Below are 25,716 nucleotides of genomic sequence, written 5' to 3'. Positions count from 1 at the left end.
CATCATCATATATTAGTCCTTTTTTTACGTCTGTAATCAAGTATTAAATATCCTACCTCACTTCTATTAATAACCTGTTAGGTGTATTAATTCTAAAATTGTTTTGTACTTTCACTTCTATAATCATAACATTAATAGCAGGGTATATATGGAATACTTTTACTCTAATTACACCTTTGGTTGTTGTTTACAGACAGAAAAAACATCTATATAAAATGAACGAACAGTTTATAGAAGATAAAATATTTAAAAGAAAGGACTTTTCGGAAATAGGACTTGAAAAAGGTGACTATGAATCATGTACTTTTTTAAATTGTAATTTCTCAAATTCTGACCTATCAAATATCTGTTTTATTGACTGTGAATTTTATGATTGTAATTTGAGCTCAGCTCATACTTTACAAACAGGAATTCAGAATATACTTTTCAAAAATTGTAAGATGCTAGGTTTACAATTCGATAAATGCAATGACTTTGCTTTTTCGATAAAAGTTGAAAATTGCCAACTAAACCATTCCACATTTTACAAACTAAAATTATCAAAGACCATATTTTACAAATCTAAACTTCACGATGTTGATTTTACAGAGTGTGATTTGAGTTATTCCGTTTTTGATGATTGCGATTTACAAAATGCAATATTTAAAAATACAACCCTAAAGAACGCTGATTTCAGAAGCTCTTCTAATTTCATTATCGATCCTGAAAACAATCGTATTAAAGGAGCCAAATTTACTTTAGAAACGGTTGTAGGACTTTTAACTAAATATAATATCAAAATAGAACCGGACTTTTAAAATACAATCAAGAATGGGTCAAAGAAACAGACGAAAATGTAAGCTATGCTTGTAGACTAAAGAATTGCATTTACAGTAAACTCAACTACTTTATCTCACTCTTTTTAATAACCTGTGAGGTACGCGAATTCTAAATTTGTTATGTACTTTCACATCTACAACCTTAACTAAAAAAACAGCATAGCAATGGAATGCCACACTCGCAATGTACCTTCGGTTGTTGCCAGTAATTTTGAAAAGACAAATTCAAGAAATAAACCGATTAAATCTGCTACTTATAAGTGCCTTTACTGTCAAATAGAACAGAAGTTTTCTATACCAACCTTATCGGCTCATCTCGATATGGTTCATAGTGATATAAGCAAAGAAGACAAGTCTGAAGTTTTGAATGACCTTGAAATCCTATTACGTCGATTAACTAAAAAATCTTCAAGAAAAATCAAACGACAAAAAGAAACTGAAATAAGACAAAAACGAGATGAAAATGAGAAAGTTCAGTTGGAGTTTTTACGTAGTGAATCGCTCAAAATACTTGCGGATAAGCCAATAAAAATACACATTATAAAACTTATCGAAAATGCCAAGAATATAAATAAACTAAAGAAAATATTAACATATCGTGTTGATTTAAAATATAAAGCTAATTTCGATAAGGCTAAACTTGATTACCATTCGAGTTTGTCTAAACCAAACAAGAAAACAAAAAAGAGAAACACTCCTGAAGAAGAAAAAAAGTACCACGACGAAACTAAAGACTCTATAATTCCATTATATACACCAATGGGCAATAAAAGATAGATCGAGCTTATGAAAAAACTGAATAAAAATGAATAGAATTTCAACTAAATACTTTTCAGCAGTAATAAATATTGGATTAGAATATGGGTATGAACAAAAACCAATTCAAGAGAATGAAATTATAAGTTTTATTCAGAAATATCAAGATAACTTAATTCTTAATAGAAATATTCATTTAAGTTGTTCAATATCTAAATGCATTATTGTTTTAAGCGGTCAAATTGAACCACATTTAAAAATTGGATTTATAAATTATCCGAAATTTGAATTGGAGCATTCTGTTTTAAAGAAAGAGATTGAAAAACTAACAACTAGTCTAATGAATAAGTTTATTCAAAACAGAATTGTAATTGAGTTCAATGATGAGATTGTTATGCTAGAAAAAAATAATATGATAGATAACCGTGTAAAAAAACCTACTGGCAATCGAGCAGACGGCTCTGCTAGAAACTAGCAGAGTGCGCCTCTCACACCACCGTTCGTGGGGTTCTCGTGCACGGCGGTTCACAATCCGTCTTCTTAAGAGCTCTTTACACTAGTTAAGAATATTTTACTTTTACAAAGGCTAAGACATCTTCAATCAAATTAAAAACAGACAGACTGGTCTGTTTTTAAAGTTTTGATGTACATTTGCATTATGAAACATGCCGAAGTAAAAAATAGAATTATAGAAACAGCTTCCTTTTTATTTTATAAAAATGGCTATAACTCTACTGGTATCAATCAAATAATTGCTGAAGCTGGAATTGCTAAAGCTACTCTATACAATCACTTTAAGTCAAAAGAAGAAATTTGTCTAGCTTATCTTAAATTCAAAAACATTAATTTCTTAACAGATTTTCAAAATTTTACTCAGTCTAAAAAGAAAGGAAAAAACCAGATACTTGCCATATTTGATTTCCTTAAATTATTCTATCAAGATAATGATTTTAATGGTTGCTGGTGTATCAAAACAGTTTCAGAAATCCCTAAGGATAATGAAGTTATAAGAAGCGAGATACAATCTCAAAAAAATGGTTTTATAGCCATTATAGCAGATTTAGTAAAACACAATATAGAAAATATCAAAGGAGAACAAATCAATTCCTTATCGAGACAAATCTATTTACTCTATGAAAGTGCTGTGGGAGAAAGTCACCTACATCAACAAGACTGGCCTATTATAGAATCTAAAAATTTGTGTGAAAAAATAATAGCTTAAAAAATTTATATCAAAATAGACAGACTTGTCTGTCTTAAATTAATAATCAAAGTAAACAAAATGAAAGAATTTAAAAACAAAGTAGCCTTAGTAATAGGTGGAACAAGTGGAATCGGTAATGCAACAACAAATACCTTACTAGAAGGTGGTGCAACCGTACACGTAGTAGGAAGAAATACTGATAAAATAGCCGACGCTGATAATCTAATTAAACACACTGTTGACATATCTAATACTACAGAAGTAACATCACTTATTGAAAGTATAGATGGATTAGACAACTTAGATTATTTAGTAAACGCTTCAGGGATTTTTGGACCTAAACCATTTTTAGATCACACAATGGAAGATTATAACTCTTATTTAGACTTAAACAGAGGTTTCTTTTTTATTACTCAAAGTGCAGCTAAAAAAATGAAAGCCACTCAAGGAGGTTCTATTGTAAATGTAGGTTCTATGTGGGCTAAACAAGCTGTAAAAGCAACACCTTCTTCTGCTTATTCTATGCAAAAAGCAGGATTACATTCATTAACACAACACTTAGCAATGGAGCTAGCAGATGATAACATTCGTGTTAATGCTGTATCACCAGCATTAGTTAATACGCCTGTATACCATAGCGTTTTTGGAAGTGAAGAAGCTGCCAACGAAGCATTAGTTGGTTTTAATGGTTTTCATCCGATAGGTCGTTTTGGTGAATCAGAAGATATTGCAAACAGTATAGTGTTCTTATTATCTGACAAAGCTGCTTGGGTAACAGGTGCTATTTGGGATACAGACGGTGGCGTTATGGCTGGTAGAAATTAAATAGATACAATTTTAATAAAAGTCATAATTAGCACTAGTGTTGATTATGACTTTTTTTCTCATCTATACGTATAAATAGAGATCTAAACCAAATTCATGAAAAATCAAAATAAATAAAAGATGAAACAATTTGCACTAATTCTAGTTGTCATAACAGCATTCATTGGATGTCAGGAAAGCACAGAAAAAACTGAAAAAGAGTTTTTTTTACCACCGCAAACAACATACAATTATGTAGAAATAGACAGTGCAAAACTGTTTTATAGAGAAGCAGGAGATACCAGTAATCCTACCATATTACTACTGCATGGGTACCCATCTTCCTCACATTCTTACAGAAATTTAATTCCTATGTTAGCTACTAACTATCATGTTATTGCTCCAGATAACCTTGGTTCTGGTTACAGTACACATTTTGATCCTAGCAGCACAACCTATACTTTTGACTTACTATCTTCGTATACAGAAAAGTTAATTGATCAACTACAAGTAGAGAATTACATCTTATATATGCAGGATTTTGGAGCACCTGTAGGCTATCGCATGATGATGAATAACCCAAAACGTATAGAGGCTTTAATTGTTCAAAATGCAAATGCTTACTTAGAAGGTCTTACTCCTCAACGACAAGATTTTTTCAGAACAGCTCAAACAGATACATCTCTTGCTAAACATGAATTTTTATACCGCCTAACTGGTAAAGATGCTATTATAAATAAGCAGTATTTATTTGATTTAGATAGTACTAATATGAATATCCAAAGTCCAGATGCTTGGACACACGATTTAGCTTTTTTACAATCAAAGAAAGATAGAGAAATACAGGTACAGTTATTTAAAGATTATAATACTAACTTGATTAGATATCCCAAGTGGCAAAAAATGCTAAGAGAACAACAACCTAAAACTTTAATTACCTGGGGTAAAAAAGATCTCAAATTTAATGCAAATGGAGCAAAAGCTTATTTAAAGGATTTACCAAATGCAGAGTTACACCTTATAGATGCTGGTCATTTTGCCGCAGAGGAAAAAACAACAGAAATAGCACAACTCATCCTAGAATTTTTAGCTAAAAATGAAATAGAATAGAGCCTTAAAAACTTACATCCCACTACTCCATCCTTTATTTAAGATGTTAAAACATATATCTTTATTACTCAAATCTTAAATCTCTACATAAGGCCTACCTTTGCATTTTTACAAAGAAATAGATTTAAATTTATACAGTAATGGATTTACAGGTAGGTGATAAAGTAAGATTAACCATAGAGAGGGAAACTCCTTTAGGTTATAATGTTTTAATAGAAGGTGAGTTAGAAGGATTACTTTATAGAAGTGAAGTTTTTTCAGAAATGGAAGAAGGCATGGAAGGCATAGGCTTTATTAAAAACATAAGAGAAGATGGAAAAATAGATGTTTCTCTTAGACCTCAAGGCTATCTTAATGTAATAGATCACGACGCAAATACTGTTCTTGAAGCACTTAGAGAAAGTCCAGATGGATATTTACTCATCACTGATAAAAGCTCACCAGATATTATACGTACTCAATTTAACATGAGTAAAAAGTCTTACAAAAAAGCATTAGGTAATCTTTATAAAGAGAAATTGATCAACATTACCGCAGACAGAATAGAGTTATTAAGCTAATTCTATTCATTCAATTGATCTAGAAAAAATAAATATCTATTATTTCTAGAAATGGTAATTTTATATTTTAAAGCTTATGAATCAAGAGTGTTTTTGATTCATAAGCTTTTTTGTTGTCTCGCTTTCGCGAAAGCGGAACTACAACCCTACCTTAATAATTATAAATAGTAAGTTATACTATTAAGAGTACGAGCTTATAAAACCCATCATTTTTGATATATATAAATAGCTATAGGATAAAAAAGCTCTTTTAAAAGTTGAAATAGTTACTTAAAACGCGGTGCTCCCCTATTACCTTTGCCGTAATAATTGAAATAAAGTCGAGTCTATGGATAATAATAAGGTGATTGATAAGGTCTTTGAAAAAGTATCAAAGATGGAAAATATAGGTAATCTAGCCTCTTATATACCAGAACTAGCCACCATAGATGCAGAAAAATTTGGTGTTCATATCGCCACTAATTCTGGAGAATCCTACGGTAAAGGCGACTTTGACGAGAATTTTTCTATACAAAGTATTGCAAAGGTACTGTCCTTGTGTCTGGCCTATAAAATCTTGGGAGAGCGTATATGGGATAGAGTCGGTGTAGAACCATCTGGTACCGGTTTTAATTCTTTGATACAATTAGAAAATGATAACGGAATACCTAGAAATCCATTTATAAATGCAGGTGCTATAATTGTTGCAGACGTTTTAATAAGCCATCTAGACCATCCTAAAGAAGATCTACTGGCATTTATAAGAAGCATGTCTGGTAATAAAACGGTAGATTATTGTGCAAAAATATCATCTTCAGAAAAAACGATAGGTTACCGTAATATCGCTCTATGTAATTTTATAAAATCACTAGGTAATATTAATAATGATCCTAATGAGGTGCTGGACTTTTACTTTGACATTTGTTCTCTAGAATTAAGTTGTAAAGATTTATCTAAGCTGTTTTTATTTTTATCTAATAAAGGAAAAACGGTACATGATCATCTAGAAATACTCACTAGAAGTCAGACTAAAAGGATTAATGCACTCTTGCTTACCTGTGGCTTTTATGATGAGTCAGGAGATTTTGCTTTTAAAGTAGGTTTACCTGGTAAAAGTGGTGTAGGCGGCGGTATTATTGCCATTTATCCTAATGAATATACCATAGCTGTGTGGAGTCCTAAATTAAATATAAAAGGGAATTCCTTTAGAGGCATGAAATTTCTAGAGGCATTTACCACTTTATCTGAGGTGTCCATTTTTTAAATATACAAGTCACGAGCTTACTTGAACATGTTAGATATCTATATAAAAATATAGTTCCATAGATATAGGTCTCGCTTTCGCGAAAGCGGAACATTTAAAAACTAAACTCATTAATATTTGCCATGGCCTGCTTAAATAGAGTTTTAAACATGGGAATAATTTAACTAAAATTTCATTTGAGCTATCAGATTTTGTTATTCATTTGCTGTTCTATTAGAAAAATGTATTTTCTATAGACACAAAGTTTATAATCAAGCATTTATTTTATTTTGAAAACGTTTCAACATTTCATTAATTTCATAGCCTTATCGGTACTTTTCATAGTATCTGTAAGTGCTGGAAATGTGACGTTCTCGGATCATTTAATCGAGTATCCTATAGAGGATACCGCTACTGTAGAAGCTACATCTTATTACCACCATCATCTTTTAATTGGTGCAGATGTGCAATCTATCGTACATCTAGCTGCTCCAGAAAGATCGCGATTAACTACAGATCATTTTTCTTATCATGCCTATGGGCTGCTTAACAAAAGTAGCTTTCTCTCCATAAAAGAAGGCAGTAAAAATGTAAGCTATGACTACATTTTTATTCACCATTCCCTTATTAAGGATATTATATTTCCATTTCATTCTTTCTGGTAACTAACTAGTGATTTTACCGTTAATTAAATACGCATGGTTTTCATAAATCATGTCAACTCACTATACACATTATCAAAAAAAATATATCATGAATTCAGGAATGATAATCACTATTGTTATACTATTAACCGTTTGTATAACACCATTTGTTCTCATAAACAGCAGAACTAAACAAAAAGAAAAACACCTCAAAAAAACGTTACAACAGCACATTTTAAAAAATCGAGCAACATTAGTAGATTATGTTATTCACAACGATTTTGCCTTAGGATTAGATAGCCTAAATAAAATATATCGCTATCAAAAAACTAATGATAAAGAGCTATTACAAGAAATAGATCTTAATTATATAAAATCTTGTGAGGTGAAAAAGGATACAAATCGTATTAAAAACGATTCTTCTAGTTATGAGGTAGTACAACGTATCGCCTTAGTATTTACAACTAAAAATGGTTCTAAAGTAGAACAATTTGAATTATACAATGAGAATAAAAGCTCTCAATTAAATGGAGAGATTGCACTGGCTGCTACATGGAAACAAAAAGCCAGTAATCTATTATAAGTCGTATTTGATTTATAAAAAGAGTTGAACAAACAGTTGTAATAGCTCTTTTACTAATAGTATCTCACAAGGCTGGTAGAATCTAACCATTGATTCTATCAGCTTTTTTATCTTTACACCTCATTTACCAAATCAAAGATTGAAAAACGAGCAATATAATAGCACCGCATGGACCAGCTGTCCAGACTGTTTAGGTCGTGGAAAAAAAAGCAGAAGACTGCGCAAAAAAGTGCGTTTAAATTATCTGAGAGCCGTAGAACAATTTGAAAAATCAAATCGTATTGGTCCTGAACCTGTACGACCTAAAGCACATCAATACACCTGTTTAAATTGTAACGGATCTGGTTTAATAAGCACCGATTCATTTCCCGATGCAGATGTAGATAACTATCCACATGTTGCCATCATAGGTGGCGGTATAGGTGGTACGGCACTTGCTGTTGCTTGCTTACATAGAGGTATTCCTTTTACCCTATATGAACGTGATGGCAGTTTTAATGAACGCTCACAGGGTTATGGCCTTACATTACAACAGGCTAGCAAAGCCATAGAAGGTCTAGGTATTACTAGTTTAAGAGAAGGAATTACATCTACTAAACATATTGTACACACTACAGATGGTAGCGTTATAGGAGAATGGGGAATTAGAAAATGGTTAGATTCTAAGGAAAACAATTATTCAAAACGTACTAACGTACATATCGCTAGACAGTCTTTACGTCAAGATTTACTCGATCAGTTGGGCGGTGATGATAAAGTCACCTGGGGACACCAATTAATAGATTTTCAAAAAAATAAAAATGATGCTATAAATCTTAAGTTTATAGTAAATGGAGAAGAGATAATAAAAACTGCCGACTTAGTCGTGGGTGCAGACGGTATACGCAGTACTACGCGCAAACTGTTAATAGGTGATGCTCCTACTCCATTACGTTATCTAGATTGTATTGTTATTTTAGGTATCTGTCCATTAGCTAGTCTTAATGGTCTAGAACATGATTTGTTAGATAATGCAACTGTATTTCAAACAGCAAATGGGAAAGAGCGTATTTATATGATGCCATACTCTTCTGACACGATTATGTGGCAACTTAGTTTTCCTATGTCAGAAAATGATGCAAAAAAACTAAGTAAACTAGGTCCTGCAGCTCTTAAAAAAGAAGCGGTCTTGAGAACACAGTGGCACTCACCTATTCCTGAAATAATGAATGCCACACTAGAAACACAAATTTCTGGTTATCCAGTATATGATAGATCGTTATTAGATCCAGAAGTATTTAAAAATAATGATGATACAACACTTATAGGCGATGCAGCGCACCCTATGAGTCCATTTAAAGGTCAGGGAGCAAACCAGGCATTACTAGATGCGTTATCACTAGCACGTGCTATCTATGTAGGCTGTCGTCCACAATCTAACTGGAAAGAGACTGGTTTAAGAGATGCTGTTCTCAATGATTTTGAAAAAGCTATGTTCGAACGCACAGCTAGTAAAGTAAAAGATTCTGCTCAGGCAGCCCAATTCTTACACTCTGATGTTGTTTTACACAAAGGAGATGAACCTAGAGGACGTATTCTTAAAAGACAAGAAATAGAAGAATAGAACTAGCTATTTCTTTCTTAAAGTGTAGTTTATAAACGTGGAGTAATTGTAGATTTGACTTAATCAATACTCTATTATGAAAAAGTTAGTCGTTTTAATAGCCGTTATTTTTGCAATAACTAGTTGTAAAGAAAACACCAAGGCACCTGCTGTTACCGGTGATTCTTCTCATATGATACCATCAAATACACGCAATGTAAAAACTAGTGTAAAATCAAGTGGTAACGTAACCGTGGTGGATAAAACCAAATCTACTCCAGCAGTAGCACAAGATTTAATTGCCTTTAATGGTCTAGAAGCCTTAAAATACATAGAGCTAGAAGAGTTAAAACCAGGAATGTCCTTAGAAGAATTGCAAAATGTAAATATTAAAGCAAATCAGAATATGGAATCGACTATTAGAGAATCTGGAGATGGGCAAATTCCTATTTACGAGATTACTAAAAGTGGCTTTCCTATGGTTGACATTTATTATTCTGCTGACCAGGTTACTGACATTGCATTAACACATAAAAATGCCACACCACCTAAAATGATAGGAATAGGTAATACTTATGCAGAATTATTGAGCGTATATCCCAATGCAAAAGCTATGGGTAGTGAGATCGAATCTAGAGTTACAGTAACTGTAAATGATGTAATTTTTACACTCAATGCACATCATGGAATTAATGAAGAGTATGATGCTCCATTAACGTCTAGAATAAAATATTTAACCTTTAGATAAACTAGCTGTTTAAAGACACACTTACATTTTATGGTAGGTAAACCTATTACACACAACACCTATTTTTGAAATGATTTATTTTTAACACCCTGAAATTAAATTATTTAAGACTAAAAAAATAACAATCACATAGATGCTAACATAGAGTCCTCATACTTTTGGCACGCTGGTTGATTAGTATATAACATCGGTAGACATAATTACTGATATTAATACTATATATTATGAAAAAGCTATTTACCCTAACACTTGTTTTTATCCTAGGATTAGGATTCTCAAGTGCCGAAAATTCTGAGGACGACACACGCTACCGTAATTACAGTAAGAACTTTATTTTTAATCAAGATGGAATCGAGTTTGCTGTTTTTCCAGACGGTCAGTTTGATTTTAATTATTTGCAAGATAGAAATGGTGTCAATGTATTTGTGAATACAGGAAACGTTCAAGTTTCTTTTAATTCAGGATATGATTATGACCGTTATGTACAATACGATTCTTATGGTGCTGTAATTCAAATAGAAGAAATCCCTATTTACTATGATTCTTATGGTCGTGTAAATCAAATAGGTACTGTAGATATATACTACAACAATGGATTCATTAATCGTCTAGGTGATTTAAGAGTTTACTACAGCAGCCCAGGAGTAATTAATTACTACGACGGTTACATTAATTCTTATAACAGACATTATGTATATCAACCATGGCACACTTATTACCGTGTACCAGTTGTAAACAGATGTGTAATCTACAACACACCATATAGAGCGTCTTATTTCCCTATACGTTATGCATGGTCGTATCATGTAAATTATTGGAACACGCCTACCTATTATAATGGTCGTTATGGAAGAGCAAACACGCATAGAAACTTTTATAGACCTAATGATAGAGTAACATATAGAAGTTTTGAAAGAGGACGTCGCAATTCTCGTGGTAGAGCTGTAGCGGTAAACAACAGAATAAATAGAAATAGACAGTCTATCTCTACAGGTAGAAGTCAGGTAACTAGAACCACTCGTGGTAGAAATGTTGCTACCTCTACTAGAGTGGCTACACGTCGCAATACCGTAAGTAACAGTAGATCTAATAGGGCAACGACTAGAACTTCTAGACCTGCAAATACTAGAGCTATTTCTAACAGAAGTACGACTAGATCTACCACTGCTACACCTAGAAGTAATAGAAGTCGTACCGTTAGAGCGACCGCTCCAGCACGAACTAGTAGAGCAACTACTACTCGATCTACACCTAGTAGAAATTCAGTAAGTACACGTTCTACTCGCAGTACAAATAGTAGAGCTACTACACGTGGTTCTTCTTCTAGAAACACGCAAGCGAGAAGTACTAGATCTACTAATACTTCTAAAAAGAAAACTAGTCGAAGTACGACCTTGAGAAGTAGTCGTGGGTAAGATTACTTTCTTATAAAACACAAAATGCCGATCGTTATGATCGGCATTTTTTTATGGTATGTATTTTTCTATAATTCGATTAATTTCTGTAGAAAGATTTAATTTATAAGTGGTTATCAAATATGTGATCCCAATTATTATAGATTTAACGGCAATATTTATATACGGATTCCATGGGAAATCCCAGAAATAAAACACCCCAATAATTACTGCAATCATGAGTAAAGAGCTCCAAGATTTTGCGGTCCATGGATGCATGTTTAATTTGTAATAAACGTAGTACGCTTTCGCGAAAGCGTAACACAAATAAGCCACACAAGTAGCAATAGCAGCACCTATTAAACCATAATTTGGAATAAGAATCCAATTCAAACCTATCGCCACAAAGGTTAACACCAATCCCATCCATAATGTCACTTTATACAAATCACTGTTATAAAGTATCGCATTATTACTGCCCAAAACATTTTCAAAAAACTTAGTTATCGCAATTAAAAAAACGACTGGAATGGCAATGCGTGTTTCTGGTTGCATTAACTCATAAAACTCATTAAGATTACAAGTAATAATCACTAATAGAAATCCTGCTATAACGGTAAGGTTAAGTGAACTTCTTTTATAAAGAGTTTGCACCTCATTCATTTCATTTCTATTAAAATAACCAGCAGTTAAGGGATGCGTTATTTGCGCCATACCACGTGCAGGAACAGCTATTACAGTAGCAATAAATACCGCTATGCCGTAGTACCCTATTTTATCAATAGCTACATATTGATTCAGCATAAATTTATCTAGGTCTATTAATGCCGTAGAAATAGAACCTGCGATAATCATATAAATACAGTAATTTAAAACCTGACCTCTATTAGGTAATCTTCTTAAATTAAAACTAGGGAAATAGGTTTTTAACGCGATTAGCTTCATTAACAACGCTCTTAAAGCATAAATAACCACCAGACTATAAATAAACTGATGCTGATTAATAACATCGTTCGCGAGTAATAATAAAGTTACTGTTGCAGCTGCACGATAGAATACTTCTTTAAGAAAATTACCAGCTACCGTTTTCATGTGTACTTTAACCCAAGCATAAAAAATTTCAAAATATGCCTGAAAAATAGAAACTAGCGGTATACACCATAAGTAAGTTCCTGTAATCACATTTTTTTCTGATATAAAAGCAGCAATAGGTTCTTGCGCGAGATAAATAATAAATAGAACAGGCAGAATAATAAACAATGGCCACAACAGCATTTGAGTTAAAAATGCATCTTGTTCTTTCTTTGTAGTATAACTAGAGAAGTATTTCACAATGGTATTATGAATACCAAAAGACATCAGTGGAAAATATAAAAATGCCGAAGACAATACATAATTCCACAATCCGTAATAATCGTCAGATAGATAAACTTGTGCTAGAATCAAAACATTCAAAGCACCTAGAACAAATCCTAAGCCAGTTATAACTAGATTCCATCCAGACTGTTTAATGACTATTCCCATACGTATTCTATGGTTTTAGCAAGAATTTTAGTGAGTTGAGATCTTTTATAACGATCTATCAAGTCATTAGAATTACCATCATTGGTTCCTTTTTTATAGAGATCATATAAATGATTAATATGTTTCTTAAGCGCCGTTTTTTGCTGGTAATTAAAAAACTCACCAGAATGTGTGTCTGTTATTAACAGTTCTATGTCTGCACCTTTAGGACCTACAGCAACTATAGGCCTGCGGCTAGCAAAATATTCAAATATCTTACCAGGTAAAATCGCTTTAGTCTCTTCAGAATCTATTTCTATAAGTAATAATGCTTGTGCAGTAAACATAAGTTTAACAGACTCTTCATGAGACACATAACCTTTATTATCTAAGAAATCATTTAGTTTATAATGTGAGATACTTTCTAGTATCTCTTCGCTTACATTACCTGCCAGTTGTAGTTGAAAATCTGCAGTAAAACCTTCTGTTTCTAGACAGATTTCATGTAAAGATTCCCAGAGTAATTGAGGATTGCGATCTGATAATAAAGTACCTATGTGAGATAATACAAATTTACCTTCTGGCTGGCGCATTTGTGTATTTGCCATCATATCATAACCATTGGTAATCAATTGAATAGGTCGAGATGTTTTAGTTTTAAATTCTTTTCCTGTATGAGGACTCGTCACAATTAATAAATCGGCAGTATTAAGAACCTCTTTTTCTAGATCTATATGACGTTTTTGTGCGCGTTTACCTAGTTTAAGATCTTTGTGATATCCTATAGTAGTCCATGGATCACGGAAATCTGCCAGCCATTTTATAGAAGGCACTAAGCTCTTTAATTCTAAACCTATTAAATGTACAGAATGAGGCGGCCCGGTAGTAATAACAGTAGCTGTAGGATTATTTGTTAAATAAGGTTCTATATCTTTTAGAACACGATGCTTCCATCCCACTCGCGCATCAGGAACAAATAAATTACCACGCATCCACACTAGGGCACGTTCTAAAATACCAGCTTCTTTCTTTAATATACCGCGTTGTAGGTTTTTAGTACGCTTTCGCGAAAGCTTACCAGCCATCCTACTAGGTTCTTTTATTTTAACCTTTATGAGATCAATAGATTTAGGAACCTCTTCCATAAGAGTTGGATCCAAGACTGGATAATCTGGATTTTCAGGGATAACAACGGTTACATCAAACCCATTTTCAGGAAGGTATTTTGCAAACTTTAACCATCGTTGCACACCTGGTCCACCAGCTGGCGGCCAGTAATAACTTATAATCAATAGGGGATTTTTCAACAACTTAGGCTTTCTTTTTAAACACGATAAATAATCCACCTAAGATAACGAGTAACAATAAAATATTACTGATCAACATGATAGTAGATCCTGTTTTAACAACACTAGGTACAAACTTAAAGACTATCTCATGTTCTCCTGCAGGAACCGACAGCCCTCTTAGCGCATAGTTAACACGTGCAATAGGCGCTTCTTTTCCATCTATAGTAGCTATCCATCCATGCGGATAATACATCTCTGAAAACACCGCTAGCCCATCACTAGAGTTAGAACTCGTATAAGTAAGTTCTTCAGTTTTGTAGTTTTTTAAATTTATAGTTGCTGTAGAATCTTTGCTTACCGTTTTAAGTCCTATAAGTTCTTTTTGATCTTGAGTAATGATCGCAAGAGAATCTGCATTAAGTTCTTTAATAGATAAAATCTCTTGATTTTGATCTTTTACCACTTTAGTATCTGTAACAAACCATGCGTTACCTGATAAAATAGGATTTTGTTGAGCTACGGTACCATTTGCATTTTGACCTAGAATATATTTAGTATTAAACATACCTAGAATTTCTAGTTGCTCTCGAGTAATTACATCCTGACCAGCAAAATAAAAATTCATCAGATCTTGAAATCTACGAGGCTTTGCACCGTGATAACCACCCATCGCATTATGAAAATATGCCGCTCTACCACTATTAACAGGATCTGCTAACTGATCGTATACTCTAAAATGTGATTTATCTTTTAAAACCAGCTCGTCTGCCTCCGTTTTTAAGAAAGGTAAAGCATACTCTCTAGCAGACACGTAGTCTTCATCATTTACATACTGCGTATCAAAACTGATCAGGTCAAAGAGAATTACTACACCACAAATTACTAATACAACGGTTTCTTTTATTTTATCAGACAGTAATAAATATAAAGCACCACAAATAATACCTACATAAAGTAAAGCTTTTAAAGCATCGCTTTGGATCATAGCAAATCGATCTGCTTTTAAAGCGTCTACATATCGAGCTCCTAATTGTGGGAAATCCAGTAAATACTCGTCATAAGGGCCTGTAAGGTTAAATATATAAGAACCTAATAATGCGATAATAACCAGTACTCCTGCAAAGCCACCACCTGCATAAAGTAAAGATTTGCGTTTTTTATCAATAGTAGTCTTTTCATTAAAAAACTGCCATAATCCTACTGCTGCAAGAATAGGAACGCACATTTCTATTATCACTTGAATAGATGTAACAGCTCTGAATTTGTTGTAAAATGGAACGTAATCGATAAATAACTCTGTAAGCCAACTTAAATTCTTACCATAAGAAAGTAGTAATGCTAAAACAATAGCGGCAAGTGTCCACCATTTTAACCTACCTCTTATTAAGAATAGCGAAAGTAATGCAAGGAATACAACACTAACTCCTAAATATGCAGGAGCCTCAACTATAGCCTGGTCACCCCAATATTTACGCTGACTTAATGAGACCAGCTGATTTAAGTATCCCATTTCTTCTTCATTTAATGAAGAGGGGTCTATTTTTGATAACTGTTTACGGCTATTGCTGTCTTCTTCATAAGCATCTCCACTACCACCACCTGCAAAACGAGGTAAAATAAGGTTGAAACTTTCTGACAATCCATAACTGTAATCAGTGATGTAATCGTAGTCTAGTCCTTCTTTTACTTCCACGTTTTCGCCTTGAGCGTTAACGGTAATATTTGATGCTCCACGAGTACTTTCTTTTGAATACTCACTAGTCGCTAGTAAGTTACCAGCGTTAGTTCCCAATGCAAGAACTACCGCTGCAGTCATAATACCTATTGACTTAAAGTAATGAGGTACTACTTTTTTATTAATAGCATCGATTAAATAAGCGATACCTAGGATTATTACGGCTAGAAGCAAGTAATAAGTCATTTGTGGATGATTAGCTTGCAATTCTAACGCCATTGTTAGCGCAGTGACGATAAAACCAAGGAGGTAACGTTTTTGAAAAACTAGAATTATTCCACTTAACACAAGCGGGAAATAAGCTATTGCGTGCGCTTTTGCATTGTGACCTACACCTAGGATTATGATGAGATAAGTAGAAAAACCAAAGGCAAGCGCTCCCAATAATCCTATTTTCCAATCTACACGCATCACTAGCATGAGGACATAAAAGGACGCAAAGTATAGAAATAGATAATCTGCCGGGCGAGGTAAAAATCTTATGGCTCTATCTAGACTATCGATAAGATCATAATCATAACGCGCACCTAACTGATAAGTAGGCATACCACCAAAGACAGCATCTGTCCAATAAAGCTCTTCTCCAGTCTCTGCACGGTGATCTATGAGCTGCCTAGCGTTACCTTTATACTGAACTATGTCGTTTTGATACACTTTTTTACCACTTAAAACAGGGTGAAAATATGCGAGTGCAGCAATAATAAACACCACAAATACAGCTAGATGTGGCAATAATTTCTTAAAATCAAACTTCATGAAGACGTTAAATAAATGAATTATGAAAATTAATCAATTTCCTCAAAGTCGATGTACTCACCTACCTTTTTATTTTCATTTGATTTAAACGATGTTGTGGTCTTAGTAGATTTTGCTTGTTGATTTTGAAAAGGATTCTCGCCGGTGTTGAATCCAGTGCGTTTTTCAAAGCTCTTCTGAACACGTTGCATTGCTTTCATTCCTAGCCATTTAAGCACGGTTTTTCCAAATGCTCTCCATAATAATCTTACGGCAACTAGAACTATTAATATAATTAATACTGTCTGTAAAAATTCCAAATGATAATCTTTTATGTAAAAATAATATGTCTAATCCATGATACTCTATAAGAAATATTAAATTTGATCTAGAATAATGATATATGAATCACACATTTAAAAGTATTGGTCTACTCATATTGCTTTTTGTTACAACACAAATGGCAAATGCACAATATACAGAAACAATAAACACTAATAGCCCTGGAAGGTCTCAAGGTGCATTTGCTGTAGGTAAAGGTGTTGCACAAGTTGAAGGCTCTTTATATTATAGAACTGAAGAACATGACCTACAACGTTATGACCGAGATTATATAGGAGCAAATTTTCAATTGCGCTATGGTGCATTTCTAGAACGTCTGGAATTTTCTTACGTAGGAAACTATGCAACTGTCGACCAAACTGATTTTAATGGTTCTGTATCTTCAGAAACCTCTTTCTCTAATTTTTCTAGAAGTACACTGGGCGCAAAATATCTCGTTTTTGATCCGCTTAAATTCTTTGGTGAGAAACAAGTAAATTTATTAAGTTGGAAAGCAAATAATAGATTAAACTGGAAAGACCTTATTCCTGCTGTATCTATTTATGCAGGAGCAAATTTAAACTTTGGTAGTACCACTAACCCATTAGCACCGCCCAATGATCCTACTGTATCACCTAGAATAGAACTAATAACTCAAAATAATTGGGGTCGCTGGGTATTTGTAACTAACATAGTAGCAGACAGAATAAGTACCGATTTCCCTTCTTATCAGTTGTTCTTAACTATGACACACAGTGTAAATAATAAATGGGCGATCTTTGCAGAGTATCAAGGGATCAAATCTGACTTTTATAGTGATGATTTAGGCCGTGGTGGTGTTGCTTATTTAGTAACCAAAGACTGGCAGGTAGATGCTAGTGGTACATTAAACTTTAAAGATACACCAAGTGTCTTTCAAGTAAATGTAGGAATGTCTTACCGACTGGATTTTCATAAGGACTCTCCTATCAAGCAGACTGGTAATGGTCAAGGTAGCGGTAAGAAAAGTAAAAAAGATAAAAAGAAGAACAAGCTCAATCTTGAAGAAGAAGGCGGGATATAAATTATGATTGAAGTACGTAAAATTGAGTCTAAGAAAGACATCAAAAAGTTTGTCCAATTTCCACTGGACCTATATAAAGACAATGCCTATTTTGTCCCACCTATTATAAAAGACGAAATTGACATTTTTGATCGTGATAAAAATCAGGTTTTCAAAAATGCAGAGTGCTGGATGTTTCTAGCTTATAAAAATGATAAGATCGTAGGTCGCGTTGCTGCATTAATTAATCACATTGAGATTAATGAACAGAAAAAATCTAAAATGCGTTTTGGATGGCTGGACATGATAGACGACATAGAAGTTACTAGAGCACTTCTTAATAAAGTAGACGAGTTAGGTAGAGAACAAAAACTAGAATTTACCGAAGGTCCTGTAGGATTTTCTAATATGGATAAAGCTGGATTGCTCATAAAGGGTTTTGACGAGGTAAGTACTATGATTACCTGGTACAACCACTCCTACTACATGGAGCATCTAGAAAAATTAGGTTATGAAAAAGCTGCCGAATGGGTAGAATTTAAATTTAAACCACCTAACCCTATTCCTGATAAGATCAACCGTTTTGCCGATATTATAGCGCGTAAATATGACCTAAAATCTTTACGTTTTAAATCAACTAAAGAGATTCTACCCTATGTAGACGCTATGTTTGATTTACTTAATAAAACATACAGTAATCTTGTAACATTTGTACCTATACAACAGTATCAAATAGAACTTTATAAAGACAAATACTTACCCTTTATAAATCCTGATTTTATTGAATTAGTAACCGATAAGAATGATAAGTTAGTAGGATTTGCTATAACGATGCCCTCTTTTTCTAAGGCGCTTCAAAAAGCAAATGGAAAATTATTCCCATTTGGTTTTTTACATTTATTAAAAGCTAAAAAGAAAAATACAGAGGCTGCATTCTATTTAATAGGTATCGATCCAGAATATCAAGGTAAAGGAGTAACTGCAATGATGTTTAGAAATATCACTCAGAACTTCATGAATTATGGTATTTCAAAATGTGAGACTAATCCAGAGTTAGAAGATAACATGGCGGTCCAAGCATCTTGGAAAAACTACGACCCTATACTTCATAAAAGAAGAAGAACATATCGCAAGGACTTGTAAAAAACACGTTTAAACATCTATCTATTTTAAGGTAAGTTTCCTTAAATCATCTATTTCTAATAGATAAAAAATGTCGTAAAAATGTTTGTAATGATATCCTATCACTGCAGACTTACCACATAAAGAACAAATGAAACTTACCTTAAAACTTGCTGCTATTTATAATCTTATTTGGGGAGCGTGGGTTGTATTATTCCCTAATCATTTCTTTGAAATAGTAGGCATGGAACCTCTCAACCACCCTATGGTATGGCAAGGTATGGGAATGGTTATAGGAGTATATGGATTAGGCTATTGGTGGGCTAGTTATAATCCTATGAAACACTGGCCTATAGTTGCTGTAGGATTCTTAGGTAAAATATTTGGCCCATTAGGCTTTATATTTAATTATGCACAAGACATAGTACCATTTGAATTTATTTACACCTTGTTAACTAACGACTTTATATGGTGGATACCATTCTTTTTAATACTTAAAAAAGTACATACCGATTATAAATGGCAACTCAAATAACACATAAATTATCACTGTTCACATTTATAGCTGTTTATCTAGTTGCAGGAATCATGCATTTTATGAAACCAAACATCTATCTAGAGGTTATACCTGACTGGATAGGTAATAAACTACTAATTAACTACATAGCAGGTGCTGCAGAATTAACAGTAGCTACCATGGCTGTATTTTATAAAACTAGAAAAATGGCAGGTTATTTAACCATCGCTATGCTACTAGCTTTCATTATTTCACACGTTTACTTTTTACTTAATGGCAGTTGTGCTGGAGAATTATGCTTACCTTCATGGATAGGCTGGTTGCGACTAATAGTCATCCACCCTATTTTAATATATTGGGCTTATAAAATTACAAAAATATGAATGCTATAATTCTCACTAAATTACTGATAGATTTTGGTCTCGTTGTGCTTATATGGATGGTACAAATCATTATCTACCCTAGTTTCTTGCATTATACAAGTGAGAAATTATCTGTATGGCATCCTTTATACACTCGTAAAATTACCTCTATAGTCGCGCCTTTAATGTTAGCACAATTAAGTATTTCTGTTTATTTAATGATTACACAACTAACGTATTCATTTTATGAAATCATAGATTTATTGTTAATCGCCACAAACTGGTTATTAACCATGCTCGTGTTTATTTCGCTTCATGAAAAAATAGAACACAACAGTACAGATCGTGATATCCAGACAAAACTTGTTAAATACAATTGGGTGCGTGTAGTTTTATTCTGTAGTATATTTTTATTCAACTTCATAAATATACTAGCTATTTAATCTAGTTACCATGCCTTCTTTAAATCAATAAGATTGTTATAATTCCGCTTTCGCGAAAGCGGAACACCTATTACTAATAATAACATGTTACAAGCTATGAAATACGGTAAGAACTGCCTGCCCCTTACTTATTCCAGGTGTTATCTCTCGCATATAACCTGCCTGAAATTTAAGAGCTGAATTCAATTTGTATCCCAAACCAGCAAATGCCCAGTTTCTATCAAAATATTCTACAGTATCAGATCCGGTATCTGTCTGTCCATTAATAAAAATCTCATTCCATAGAGCGAGGTATAAGGTTTTATCAACTATGGCTTTATTATTAAATGGCACATTAACAAATAAAGTATAACGTAATCTCGTTCTAAAATCCTGATCTTCTATAAAGCGTTCTTCTATTCTCAAGCGATGTTTAAGCTCAAAACGATGGCTTACATTACTAGCAAACCACATATCCTGATGTAATCTATGCTCTGTAGTAGAAGTGTCGCTTGCGCCGAATGGCTGTCCCGTAAAATAACCATAACCAGCTTGAAAGTCTATCGCCGTGTTTGCAGGCTGGTAAGAAACTGCTGCTCGTGCGATAAACTGCTGAAAATCGTTACCTACCTCATACGTGCGGTATTGAAAATCCCCAGCTATAGCCCATTTTTCATTAAATGCTTTTTTATAAATGTACTGCGTCCATAAACCAGTTTCACTTACTCCTGTCTGTGACTGACAGTAAAAACATGACAGAATAAAAATTAATAGAACGTATCTTAAATTCATAGAATCTTTTTGAATAGTGACAAAATATAATTTTATGCTTTAAATAACCACTATTTTAACAAATTCTGCCATTAATTTTATGTAATATTTACACCTTCATGTGCTTACAGTACTGATGTTAAGATCTTCACTTGTTATATTTTATATGCCAGAGCCATATAATTATGTAACAAAAATGTACTTGTGACGACTAATAAAATTGCAGCACAAGTCACAGTATTACTAGCCTGATAAGGTGTCATAAAAAACACTTTTGGTATGATTTTTGCTATACTATTATCATCTGACAAAAGCTGTCAGGTCATTAATTTTTTAATCTTTATTATCTAAATGAGACAACTCAAAATCACCAAACAGGTTACAAACCGTGAATCAAAATCGCTTGATAAGTACCTACAGGATATCTCTAAAATTGATCTAATCACTGCAGAGGAAGAAGTAGAACTAGCACAGCGCATTAAGAAAGGTGATCAGAGAGCTCTTGAGAAGTTGACCACTGCAAACTTACGTTTTGTGGTATCTGTTGCAAAACAGTATCAAAATCAAGGGCTTAAGCTTCCAGATCTTATTAATGAAGGTAATGCCGGACTCGTAAAGGCTGCAAAAAGATTTGATGAGACTCGTGGTTTTAAATTCATCTCCTACGCGGTATGGTGGATTAGACAGTCCATCTTACAAGCACTAGCAGAGCAGTCACGTATCGTGCGTCTTCCATTAAATAAGATTGGATCCATTAACAAGATTAATAAGGCTTTTTCTCATCTTGAGCAATTGCATGAGCGTCCTCCATCTCCAGAAGAACTTGCAAAAGAACTGGACATGACGGTAAGTGATGTGAAACAATCTCTTAAGAATGCAGGTCGTCACGTATCTATGGATGCGCCTCTTAAAGAAGGTGAAACTTCTAACCTTTACGACGTTGTTCGTAGTGGTGAGTCACCTAACCCTGATAGAGAATTATTGCATGAATCTCTTACTTTAGAGATAACTCGTGCATTAGAAACTCTTTCTCAAAAAGAAGCAGACGTGATTTCCCTTTATTTCGGTATCGGTAATCAACAACCTATGAGTCTAGAAGAAATCGGTGAAACTTTTGATTTAACTCGTGAGCGCGTGCGCCAGATTAAAGAAAAAGGTATCAAAAGATTACGTCAAAATTCAAGAAGTAAGATCCTTAAATCATATTTAGGATAGTCCTCTATCTTAAAATAAGTATTAAAAGCACCACTTTATTGTGGTGCTTTTTTTATGAAATATTAATAATGTAAATTATTATATCGAGTTAACCAACTCCTATTAAAGTTTAATTATCGCTTTTAAATGCAGTAGGACTATAACCTACATTCTTCTTAAAAAATCTTGAAAAACTACCTATAGATTCAAAGGATAGCAAGTATGAGATCTCCTTTACAGATAATTCTCCTTTGATCAACAGTCTTTTAGCTTCCGTAATGATACGTTGTAGTATAACCTGTCTGGCTGTTAAACTCAGTTTTTCTTGTAGTATTTGATTTAATCGTTTTAGACTTATACCTAAACGCACCGCATAGTCTTCTGGGTTTTGTTCGTTTAGATAATGTATTTCCATTAACTCTAGAAATTGAAAAACGCGCTTTTGATTTAAGTCTTGTTTTAAAAATTCATTGTTTTGGTAACGTATAAAATGTAAAATCAGTACTTTAAGTAAGGTTTTAATCATAATATAAGACGCTCCATCTCTATTATATTCTTCCTTAAGTAAGTTTATTAAATTATTTACTTTTAAAACTTCATCTATCGCGGTCAGTTGAAATTGAGGGTACTTATTAAAAAGAGACATGACATCTAAGGCATACTCGATATCATCTTCGTCTATTAAGTCACGTTTAAAATTAATGAGAATACCAGAGTTCTCATTAAAAGCTTCACTTTTGAAAGTTTCATTTAAAGGTTTAAAATGAATATCCATCTTATGATTTGAGATCAACTTGACATAAATTCCCATTGAGTTATCAGATAAAATACTAGTCTCTATCTTAAAATTTTCTATGATTTGAAATTTATTCTTCTGTTGTACGCTATTCATCTACTCTCAACCTATAAGTCAAAAGTAAGCAGAAAACTTTTATATTCTATTCTTGGTGATTTTTTGAAAAAGATAAAAAAGTACCAATGCTATTATAAACGCAAGAGCTGCGGTAATTCCATAAATCGATTTGTAATCATCAGAGATGTATTCAATAAACGTAGATAAAAACTGTCCTCCAAATATGGCCATCGATAGTAAACTTAAATTTTTTCCTTGATTGCTTTTATCACTTGCATCTATTATCATATTACTCAATAATGGAATGGTAAAACCAAAACCTATACCTACCAATAATGCTGCAATAATTAAAACAGGTGTGCTTAACGCAACAGAAAGAGTGAAGTATCCTAACATAAAAAATATAAATCCTAGAGCTACCGTCTTACCGTCTCCTAAAGCGCGCACCATTTTAGGCATTTGACTAGCTGTGATTATAGCTATAAAAGAAATAAAAGCCATTAAATAACCTGTCTCTGATTGATCAAAATTGAAAAATTTAGGTAAGTATAATGGTATCGTTACAAAACCTATAAAAAACAACATCATTGCAAGTAACGTGGCCATAAGTATGACATTTACTTCTAGTTTATTTTGGATTTTAGTAAGTTCATCACTCACTTCTGTTTCTATTACTGTTTTGGACTTAGGTAAAAACTTTATAACTAGTAAAAAACAAACTAAACCTAATAGATAAATATAAAACGGGAATTGCCAATTTATCTCACCTAATACACCTCCTAAAGCAAGAAATACAACACCACCTAACTCTATAGACATCACTTGCCAAGAAACCATTTTGAGTCGCGTTTCTCCAGTAAACAGCTCTGCAATAAATGCAGTTACAGACACTTGTACCATTACTGTTGCACCTCCTAAAAGAAACCTATCTATTATCAATAAATAATCGTTCTTTATAAATGCCCCCAAGACACCTAATACAGCATAGGGTATTAATCCCATGATTAGTAAATTGAATTTGCCTGATTTCTTTAAAATACCGCCTATAAACGGTGCAAATACTACTACTCCTAAGGATGGTAAAGTAATCAACCAACTGGGTGAAAAGCTAAAATCTGTATTTTTAATAATCCCAGATAAAGATGGTGCTATAGCCGTACCTACCATAATGGTTAAACTACTGACTAGAAGAATGGTAAAAATTCCTAATTTAGATATATTATTCATTTTACAAAATTCAATCTTTTAATTAGCAACTGTTGTTCCTGTTTTCTAAAATATTATGCAAAAATGGAAATTATAAAATATACCTTAAATTAAAAGCAGTAATTTTTATATCGCTATTGCGAAAACTTAAAACATTTAACCATCTAGATTACATTTATAGTTTTAGATCCAAAAACTTAATAAGATCGCTCAAATAAAAAACCATTAGAATATATTTGAATAAGTTTGTTATAGAAATGACTCATTTCACCTATAAGTCATCCTAACATGGAGACGTTAATTCATTCCTATTAAAAAAGAAAAAAAAACAATTATGACATTGTTACTTACAACTATACATGAAACTATAACCACCACTAACTATTCTACAGGAATATCTACAGGTACAGCCATTTTCTCTTCTATGGCAGTCGTATGCTCTTGGACCAGAAATAGAAGCCTACTATAGGCATTTATAGCAGGCGTTTTTAGTATATTTTATGTAATTTATTGGTATTTCACTCGCACTGAAGAAGAACAGCGCAGGATTAAATAGCTTATTTAATTTAAAGAATCTATTTAAGCTTCAGCTCCCAAAGCTCTACTTCTTCTAAATCTCTCCAGTGTGGATTGCGTTTTGTTTTTTCTGAAGCTGAATTAACTCTCTTTTTAAAGATTCTCTCTAGTTCAAATCTATCGTTATTTGCTATTTCATTCTCTATAGGGTGCTCTGTAGTTACCTTGGTAATTTGAGCTAGGTTAAAAAATATAATAACTAACTTACCATCTGGCAACAGACGCTCCTTTGCAGCCTCAAAAAATGCTGGAAACATTTCTTCTGGATAATAAATAGCTTCATCGACACCATCTACATCTTTATCTGCTGGTAACCACGGCGGATTAAAAACAATAAGTTCTACTGGTTTATCAAATTTCCCAAAAAGTGGTGCGTAATCTAATTCTATCTTACGCGATAGTTTAGTCTCTCCCATGAATTCAGTAAGATCTACTATAGCGTTAGGGTTTACATCTGTACCGTATACTTTTTGAAAACCATGCTTTACCATTTGTAACGATAAAACTCTAGACCCTACACCTACATCTATTGCAGCTTTTTTAGGTCCTTCGTAACGTTTTAAATAATTATCAAAAACTTCTAAATGCTCAAATCTTGTTGGAAAATAAACTCCATAAAAGGATGTATTTTATTGCGCAATAC

At 33.2% G+C, this 25,716-nt stretch carries 28 protein-coding genes; 20 read left to right on the top strand and 8 right to left on the bottom strand.

Annotated features, from left to right (window positions below):
* The first annotated feature begins 215 nt into the window (after positions 1-215).
* The 13 genes from ABJF08_RS00365 to ABJF08_RS00305 all read left to right on the top strand — a co-directional run bounded on the left by ABJF08_RS00365 (position 216) and on the right by ABJF08_RS00305 (position 11,446).
* Entirely contained in the window at positions 216-797 is a 582-nt protein-coding gene (locus ABJF08_RS00365) for a pentapeptide repeat-containing protein (protein ID WP_348114067.1), read from the top strand.
* Between the two features lie 186 nt (positions 798-983).
* Complete coding sequence (locus ABJF08_RS00360) at positions 984-1,595, top strand: hypothetical protein (RefSeq protein ID WP_348114066.1); 612 nt, start codon at positions 984-986, stop codon at positions 1,593-1,595.
* Positions 1,596-1,623: 28 nt separating this feature from the next.
* Positions 1,624-2,049 (top strand): hypothetical protein, encoded by a 426-nt coding sequence (locus ABJF08_RS00355; RefSeq protein ID WP_348114065.1) that lies wholly within the window; start codon positions 1,624-1,626, stop codon positions 2,047-2,049.
* A 183-nt stretch (positions 2,050-2,232) separates the two neighbouring features.
* Complete coding sequence (locus ABJF08_RS00350; RefSeq protein ID WP_348114064.1) at positions 2,233-2,796, top strand: TetR/AcrR family transcriptional regulator; 564 nt, start codon at positions 2,233-2,235, stop codon at positions 2,794-2,796.
* Between the two features lie 60 nt (positions 2,797-2,856).
* On the top strand, positions 2,857-3,603 hold the full coding sequence (locus ABJF08_RS00345; protein WP_348114063.1) for an SDR family oxidoreductase: 747 nt from the start codon (positions 2,857-2,859) through the stop codon (positions 3,601-3,603).
* A gap of 120 nt (positions 3,604-3,723) precedes the next feature.
* Entirely contained in the window at positions 3,724-4,692 is a 969-nt protein-coding gene (locus ABJF08_RS00340; protein ID WP_348114062.1) for an alpha/beta hydrolase, read from the top strand.
* 140 nt (positions 4,693-4,832) lie between these two features.
* The gene (locus ABJF08_RS00335) at positions 4,833-5,252 is read left to right on the top strand and encodes a DNA-binding protein (RefSeq protein ID WP_348114061.1); all 420 of its coding nucleotides are present in this window, start codon (positions 4,833-4,835) and stop codon (positions 5,250-5,252) included.
* A gap of 328 nt (positions 5,253-5,580) precedes the next feature.
* Positions 5,581-6,495: a glutaminase gene (locus ABJF08_RS00330; RefSeq protein ID WP_348114060.1), complete on the top strand. Its 915-nt coding sequence runs from the start codon at positions 5,581-5,583 to the stop codon at positions 6,493-6,495.
* A gap of 269 nt (positions 6,496-6,764) precedes the next feature.
* A complete protein-coding gene (locus ABJF08_RS00325; RefSeq protein ID WP_348114059.1) occupies positions 6,765-7,139 on the top strand; it encodes a hypothetical protein in 375 nt (124 codons plus the stop codon).
* 88 nt (positions 7,140-7,227) lie between these two features.
* A complete protein-coding gene (locus ABJF08_RS00320; RefSeq protein WP_348114058.1) occupies positions 7,228-7,701 on the top strand; it encodes a hypothetical protein in 474 nt (157 codons plus the stop codon).
* 139 nt (positions 7,702-7,840) lie between these two features.
* Positions 7,841-9,304: an NAD(P)/FAD-dependent oxidoreductase gene (locus ABJF08_RS00315; RefSeq protein WP_348114057.1), complete on the top strand. Its 1,464-nt coding sequence runs from the start codon at positions 7,841-7,843 to the stop codon at positions 9,302-9,304.
* A gap of 76 nt (positions 9,305-9,380) precedes the next feature.
* Positions 9,381-10,031 carry a hypothetical protein gene (locus ABJF08_RS00310; protein WP_348114056.1) on the top strand — a complete coding sequence of 217 codons (651 nt, stop codon included), beginning with the start codon at positions 9,381-9,383 and terminating at the stop codon, positions 10,029-10,031.
* 224 nt (positions 10,032-10,255) lie between these two features.
* Positions 10,256-11,446, top strand: a complete 1,191-nt coding sequence (locus ABJF08_RS00305; RefSeq protein WP_348114055.1) for a hypothetical protein — start codon at positions 10,256-10,258, stop codon at positions 11,444-11,446.
* 51 nt (positions 11,447-11,497) lie between these two features.
* On the opposite strand, the gene ABJF08_RS00300 is transcribed toward ABJF08_RS00305, so the two are convergent.
* The 4 genes from ABJF08_RS00300 to ABJF08_RS00285 are packed head-to-tail and all read right to left on the bottom strand — an operon-like array spanning position 11,498 to position 17,007.
* Positions 11,498-12,949, bottom strand: a complete 1,452-nt coding sequence (locus ABJF08_RS00300) for a polysaccharide biosynthesis C-terminal domain-containing protein (protein WP_348114054.1) — start codon at positions 12,947-12,949, stop codon at positions 11,498-11,500.
* Positions 12,940-14,235 (bottom strand): glycosyl transferase family 1, encoded by a 1,296-nt coding sequence (locus ABJF08_RS00295; RefSeq protein WP_348114053.1) that lies wholly within the window; start codon positions 14,233-14,235, stop codon positions 12,940-12,942. Before ABJF08_RS00295 ends, ABJF08_RS00300 begins: the two co-directional genes overlap by 10 nt.
* A 4-nt stretch (positions 14,236-14,239) precedes the next feature.
* Positions 14,240-16,708: a YfhO family protein gene (locus ABJF08_RS00290; protein ID WP_348114052.1), complete on the bottom strand. Its 2,469-nt coding sequence runs from the start codon at positions 16,706-16,708 to the stop codon at positions 14,240-14,242.
* Between the two features lie 29 nt (positions 16,709-16,737).
* Positions 16,738-17,007, bottom strand: coding sequence for a DUF4834 family protein (locus ABJF08_RS00285; RefSeq protein ID WP_348114051.1), 270 nt, complete (start codon positions 17,005-17,007; stop codon positions 16,738-16,740).
* Between the two features lie 83 nt (positions 17,008-17,090).
* On the opposite strand from ABJF08_RS00285, the gene ABJF08_RS00280 reads away from it, so the two are divergent.
* The 5 genes from ABJF08_RS00280 to ABJF08_RS00260 all read left to right on the top strand — a co-directional run bounded on the left by ABJF08_RS00280 (position 17,091) and on the right by ABJF08_RS00260 (position 20,494).
* Positions 17,091-18,071 carry a transporter gene (locus ABJF08_RS00280; RefSeq protein ID WP_348114050.1) on the top strand — a complete coding sequence of 327 codons (981 nt, stop codon included), beginning with the start codon at positions 17,091-17,093 and terminating at the stop codon, positions 18,069-18,071.
* 3 nt (positions 18,072-18,074) lie between these two features.
* Positions 18,075-19,193: a GTP cyclohydrolase gene (locus ABJF08_RS00275; RefSeq protein ID WP_348114049.1), complete on the top strand. Its 1,119-nt coding sequence runs from the start codon at positions 18,075-18,077 to the stop codon at positions 19,191-19,193.
* Between the two features lie 130 nt (positions 19,194-19,323).
* Positions 19,324-19,707 (top strand): alkyl hydroperoxide reductase, encoded by a 384-nt coding sequence (locus ABJF08_RS00270; RefSeq protein ID WP_348114048.1) that lies wholly within the window; start codon positions 19,324-19,326, stop codon positions 19,705-19,707.
* Positions 19,692-20,072, top strand: coding sequence for a hypothetical protein (locus ABJF08_RS00265; protein ID WP_348114047.1), 381 nt, complete (start codon positions 19,692-19,694; stop codon positions 20,070-20,072). The genes ABJF08_RS00270 and ABJF08_RS00265 overlap by 16 nt, the downstream gene beginning before the upstream one ends.
* Positions 20,069-20,494: a hypothetical protein gene (locus tag ABJF08_RS00260; RefSeq protein ID WP_348114046.1), complete on the top strand. Its 426-nt coding sequence runs from the start codon at positions 20,069-20,071 to the stop codon at positions 20,492-20,494. Before ABJF08_RS00265 ends, ABJF08_RS00260 begins: the two co-directional genes overlap by 4 nt.
* 87 nt (positions 20,495-20,581) lie before the next feature.
* Here ABJF08_RS00260 and ABJF08_RS00255 read toward each other — a convergent pair whose 3' ends face one another.
* Complete coding sequence (locus ABJF08_RS00255) at positions 20,582-21,265, bottom strand: DUF2490 domain-containing protein (protein WP_348114045.1); 684 nt, start codon at positions 21,263-21,265, stop codon at positions 20,582-20,584.
* A 330-nt stretch (positions 21,266-21,595) separates the two neighbouring features.
* On the opposite strand from ABJF08_RS00255, the gene ABJF08_RS00250 reads away from it, so the two are divergent.
* A complete protein-coding gene (locus ABJF08_RS00250; RefSeq protein WP_015363810.1) occupies positions 21,596-22,459 on the top strand; it encodes an RNA polymerase sigma factor RpoD/SigA in 864 nt (287 codons plus the stop codon).
* A 109-nt stretch (positions 22,460-22,568) separates the two neighbouring features.
* Here the strand turns inward: ABJF08_RS00250 and ABJF08_RS00245 are convergent, their stop codons facing one another.
* On the bottom strand, positions 22,569-23,330 hold the full coding sequence (locus ABJF08_RS00245; protein ID WP_348114044.1) for a helix-turn-helix domain-containing protein: 762 nt from the start codon (positions 23,328-23,330) through the stop codon (positions 22,569-22,571).
* 39 nt (positions 23,331-23,369) lie between these two features.
* Positions 23,370-24,518, bottom strand: coding sequence for an MFS transporter (locus ABJF08_RS00240; protein ID WP_348114043.1), 1,149 nt, complete (start codon positions 24,516-24,518; stop codon positions 23,370-23,372).
* A gap of 313 nt (positions 24,519-24,831) precedes the next feature.
* Here ABJF08_RS00240 and ABJF08_RS00235 point away from each other — a divergent pair, with 313 nt between their 5' ends.
* Positions 24,832-24,966: a hypothetical protein gene (locus tag ABJF08_RS00235; protein WP_348114042.1), complete on the top strand. Its 135-nt coding sequence runs from the start codon at positions 24,832-24,834 to the stop codon at positions 24,964-24,966.
* 106 nt (positions 24,967-25,072) lie between these two features.
* Here the strand turns inward: ABJF08_RS00235 and ABJF08_RS00230 are convergent, their stop codons facing one another.
* Complete coding sequence (locus ABJF08_RS00230) at positions 25,073-25,603, bottom strand: methyltransferase (protein ID WP_348114068.1); 531 nt, start codon at positions 25,601-25,603, stop codon at positions 25,073-25,075.
* Between the last annotated feature and the right edge of the window lie 113 nt (positions 25,604-25,716).

Origin of the sequence: Nonlabens sp., from assembly GCF_039941875.1 — a bacterium.
Lineage (GTDB): Bacteria > Bacteroidota > Bacteroidia > Flavobacteriales > Flavobacteriaceae > Nonlabens.
The sequence above is the reverse complement of the archived record's forward strand: the minus strand, read 5'-3'. Positions and strand labels throughout refer to the sequence as shown.